The sequence below is a fragment of the Haloferax profundi genome, assembly GCF_001469865.1.
Classification (GTDB): Archaea; Halobacteriota; Halobacteria; order Halobacteriales; family Haloferacaceae; genus Haloferax; species Haloferax profundi.
Genome location: NZ_LOPV01000583.1, coordinates 1 through 4,167, shown reverse-complemented (window position 1 = coordinate 4,167; position 4,167 = coordinate 1). Strand labels below are relative to the sequence as shown.

6 protein-coding genes are annotated in these 4,167 nt (G+C 54.9%); 3 read left to right on the top strand and 3 right to left on the bottom strand.

What is annotated here, in order from left to right; all coding sequences use genetic code 11:
* Positions 1–7: 7 nt before the first annotated feature.
* Entirely contained in the window at positions 8–370 is a 363-nt protein-coding gene (locus AUR66_RS17260) for a MarR family transcriptional regulator (protein ID WP_058573414.1), read from the bottom strand.
* 324 nt (positions 371–694) lie between these two features.
* On the opposite strand from AUR66_RS17260, the gene AUR66_RS17255 reads away from it, so the two are divergent.
* Positions 695–916, top strand: coding sequence for a hypothetical protein (locus AUR66_RS17255; RefSeq protein WP_058573413.1), 222 nt, complete (start codon positions 695–697; stop codon positions 914–916).
* A 217-nt stretch (positions 917–1,133) separates the two neighbouring features.
* Positions 1,134–1,457, top strand: coding sequence for a hypothetical protein (locus AUR66_RS17250; protein ID WP_058573412.1), 324 nt, complete (start codon positions 1,134–1,136; stop codon positions 1,455–1,457).
* Between the two features lie 124 nt (positions 1,458–1,581).
* On the opposite strand, the gene AUR66_RS17245 is transcribed toward AUR66_RS17250, so the two are convergent.
* Both AUR66_RS17245 and AUR66_RS17240 read right to left on the bottom strand, forming a co-directional pair.
* Positions 1,582–2,187 carry an OsmC family protein gene (locus AUR66_RS17245; protein ID WP_058573411.1) on the bottom strand — a complete coding sequence of 202 codons (606 nt, stop codon included), beginning with the start codon at positions 2,185–2,187 and terminating at the stop codon, positions 1,582–1,584.
* 187 nt (positions 2,188–2,374) lie between these two features.
* Positions 2,375–3,187 (bottom strand): transcriptional regulator FilR1 domain-containing protein, encoded by an 813-nt coding sequence (locus AUR66_RS17240; RefSeq protein ID WP_197409851.1) that lies wholly within the window; start codon positions 3,185–3,187, stop codon positions 2,375–2,377.
* Positions 3,188–3,394: 207 nt separating this feature from the next.
* Here AUR66_RS17240 and AUR66_RS17235 point away from each other — a divergent pair.
* A partial coding sequence (locus AUR66_RS17235; RefSeq protein ID WP_058573415.1) for a DUF4386 domain-containing protein occupies positions 3,395–4,167 on the top strand: 773 nt, incomplete at its 3' end.

Genomic DNA, 4,167 nt, shown 5'->3' with positions numbered 1-4,167 from the left:
CGAAGTATCACTCGCCACTCGTCTCAGCGTCAACATCTGGGAGGGAAGCGTCCCAGTCGTGGTTCCTGTCGTAGTGATCGCCCTCGAACTGATCAGCAACGGCCCGGAGGCCAATCTCGCTGGCTGTTTGCGCGTCGTACGCCTCGACATTGATCGCCCAATACTCACCCTTGTGTCGGACGAGTCCGCGCTCTTCGAGGCGGCTCAGTGTTGTTCCTACACTTCCCCGGGGGATTTCGAGTTCCTCGGCAAGTTCGCTCGGCGTGAACCCGAGTTCGGGATGGTGTGCGAGGTGTTCCAGGATTCGCCGCCCGTTTGTCCCCTCATTTGGAAGGTTGTTCGGATGATAGCTCTCGAAATCGACGGGCATTGTAATCTGCTGTAATCGTATGTTGACGTGAGTAATTAGTCTTCTGCCTACAGACTCGTTCAAGCGGCAGCTATCCACTGATGTCCATAGTCAGTTCGACACGGGCACCGTTCGCCCCTGAGGAAGATGAAAGAATCAAAGAACGAGAGTCGTCGCAGAGACAGACACGACCGACTCGCGCTCTGTATTTGAGGTGACCGGAGAAAACCTCTCCAAGTGCTGCCAGAAGGGCTGTGACCGACTCAGAGGGTGAATCTACCACTCGGAGGTCTCAACTGACTACTCTCATAGCCTATTTCACGACCAGACACATACAGTTGGAGTATGGTTCCTGTCAAGAGATTTTACAACCGGGTTGACAACTGGGCTAGAGACCTCTCCCGTGTTCGGTATGCTACGCTTTTGGGAGCGTCGGCGGCCATCGGCGTTCTCATAGTCGGTTTACTACTGAGCCGAGAGTTCTACCTTGTTCAGGCAGTCACCATGGGTGTTGTCATGTTCGCTCTAGAGTTCGCGTTTGGAAAATTCCAGACAACAGAAGGCTAACCCCCAACCCAAATGCGTGACCGACTCGCGCTCTCTATTCAGCACGCTCGCAGAAACTTCACCGAACGCTGTCAGAAGGTGCTTATAATAGACAGAGTCTATCTCTCGGGGGCTGCGTTTGTCTTGTCGCATCAAACAAAAGTACCAGAAACGTCTCGGGTGAATACCGGTTAGATTAGTTCAATACGGTTATCGGGGCTCAAAATTATGTTGCGGCATGGCCGGTGGAATAGGTCCCCACATTGTATTGATTTTCGCTGGATTGCTCGTTAGCTTGCTAGGTGGTGCGATGCTGGCAAAACCACGACGAGTTGCACGGTTCCTAGAACAGACGGACGCGGTTGGGAGTAAACACAAATTAAGAGATGTCGAACCTACAGATTGGAACGTCACACTAACGCGGTTTTCGGGTGGTGTGGTTTTCTCGATGAGTGGTTTTATTTTCCTAATCGGTGGTTACGTCTTCCTGACTGGGACTGTCTTCCTGATCTGTGGTGTGATCTTCCTCAAAAAGATATATGCCCCGCTCATTGGGTTGTGAATTATCTACAGATAACCGAGGCGAGCGCCTCGGAGTCGTACGGAAATCGTTGATTCCCGTGATGACGGGACGTTTGACGCTCGAGTTTTCAGCGTCGAGCGGTTCATCAGTTGGTGGTCACCAGTTAGTCGTCGCCCGTCATCTCTGCAGCCGTCTTGATGTTCATATCGACATCCTGAGCGAGGGAAACGAGCGTGTAGACGGGCGCCCGCCGGGCCCACTCGTCGACGAGGTCCTGGTCAAGACCTTCGCCCTCGATTTCGACCTCTGCGGTGAGGTTCTCGAATGCCGAGTCGGCCTCTTCGAGTCCCTTGAGGCTGAAGAGAACTCTCGGGTCGAAATCGGTCCGGACACGCGTCTTGAGGTGGTCGATATCCACGCCGCTTGCGGCGGCGTTGATGCTGATGCCGACGTTGATGCAGGCGGCCAGCGCCGACAGCGCCGCTTCGACTGGTTCGATTCGGTCGGTCGCCCCGACCCATCCGACGGCATCGAGAACTTCCTTCCAGCCACCGTAGGGTACGGTGTATTCGCGAGTTTCGCGGCTGATCGTGTCGTCATCGATTTTGTAACTGTCGACTTTCGCCAGGCTATGCGCGGCCGTCCCTTCGTACGTTGCGGACGCCCCGAGGCCAAGCCAATGCGCGTCGGGATTCTCTACTGCGTGTGCGGTGAACTCTTCGAGTGTTTCGAGGTCGATTCCGTGTGACAGTTGTCGTTCGTCAGTCATTGTCTGTGTCTCTCCCTACCCAGAGCGCTGGTTGTGTCTCCTCCCGGCCAGTGTGAGTACGAGGCTGACAGTATTGTAGCTATTTTGTGCCATTTGAGCAGTTGCTGCCGGTGTTCCATTCACTGCAAACGCGTCATCGGCTGACGTCCACTGTTTGAATCCGACCACATCCGCTGGAAACTCTGACTCACTCGGCGCTCTGTTCCAGTTCCACGGGGCGCGCACTAGCCAGGTAGGTTTCGTAGGTCGAGTTCGCCCACTCGCGGACCGACGGCGCCTCGGTGTCGATCAATGCATGAACGGTCCCACTACCCTCCTCGTAACAACTGACCACGATGCATCCGTCGAGCAGACCAGTGCCGTATTGGGGGAGGTCGTCGTGTTCTAAAATCGTGAAATTGTCCTGTTGCAACATCTCCGAACTGCGAGTGGGGTACGTCGAACGAAAGTACGTGTGACACTCGGGTCGGTCGATCAACGTCATCTCTACGCCTTTGCCAACCAACTGATAGAGCAGGTCGAAGCAGAGGTCCATCAGCGCAACTTCCGGCCGAAGAAACCGTAGGGTGGTTGTGTTCTGGAGAAGCGACTCGAATCGTCTCCCCGGACGATACGGAGTATCGGGTTCGGCGACAGTTATTCTCAGGTCTGACCACGTCTCGAATGGGAACTCGACAATTTCGTCGGGAAGACAGTGCCATACGTGACGCAGCTTTCGCTCAGTTTCGATTCGTTCGATCAGATCTTCCATCCCAGATGCGATAGTCTCTCCCAGCCTCGTCGCCACGTATCGATATCCCTCTTTCCGGACCCAGAGCCGGTCGTCGAATTCATCCAACGTCCGGCGCATCGTGGAGGATGAAACCCCGTTCAACTCGCAGAGCTCAGAGCGGCTCTGGGGACGCTGTGTTAGCGAAATGAGCGTCGGGATTCGATGCTCAGACCGCGCAAGATATGCAATATCGACAATCGGCGAGGTCGTGATTGATTGTCGTTCCATGCTAACATGCACCAATGTGTGCGTACGAGAAGAGCTATCAAAACAGTTGTGTCCTCCCACACGATGGTAGATGTGAGCGCCACTGATTGTTGCCCACGAGCGAGTGAGCAGCCGCAGAGGGGCACTCAGTCGGCTGTAGAACCGTGATGAGCGAGATGCGCCCCGTTCCACGACATGGTTATGCTGCTGTCCGTCCTGTATAGGCGAATGGTTGGAGCAACTATCGGGGCGTCCGAAGGCCACGGCCACGACCTCGAAAGAGTAGATATCGCGAATCGGTCAGTGCGTCGGGGAAGCTTGATCGCCGGGTTGGCGTTGTTGCTGATGACGCCACTGGCCGCATTTGCCAACTTTGCCGTGTTGGAGGCCCTCATCACACCGGGAAACGCCGCACAAACAGCGAACGCGATTTTGAATGCTGAAGACACGTTCCGTTTTGCTATTGCAGGCCTCTTCGTGGTCGCTGTGCTCGATTTGACTGTTGCATGGGCATTGTACACTGTTTTCAAGCCGGTGAACAGCAGTGTTGCGTTGCTCATGGCCTGGTTCAGAATCGTTTTCGCCGGGGTCTTCATGGTCGCAATCAGTGAACTCGTCGGCGTACTTTCGATATTGACCACTGCGGACTCGGTCTCGGTGTTCAGCACGGAGGAACACTATGCGCAAGCGTTACTCGGTATCAACGCATTCTACGCCATCTGGGACGCCGCACTGATCCTCGTCGGACTCCATCTGGTAGTCCTGGGATATCTGGTATATCGGTCAGGATCTGTCCCATCGTATAAAAGCGGATACGCTCCGAAGGTGTTGGGCGTCCTCTTGGCCATCGCCGGTGTTGGGTACGTTATCGATAGCTTCGGTCGAGTGCTCTTTGCTGGCTACTCGTTCGAAGTTGCTGCATTCACGTTCATCGGTGAAGTCCTGCTCATCTTCTGGTTGTTCATCTATGGGCGTCGTGTCAGTTTTGAGGATGTGGCGGC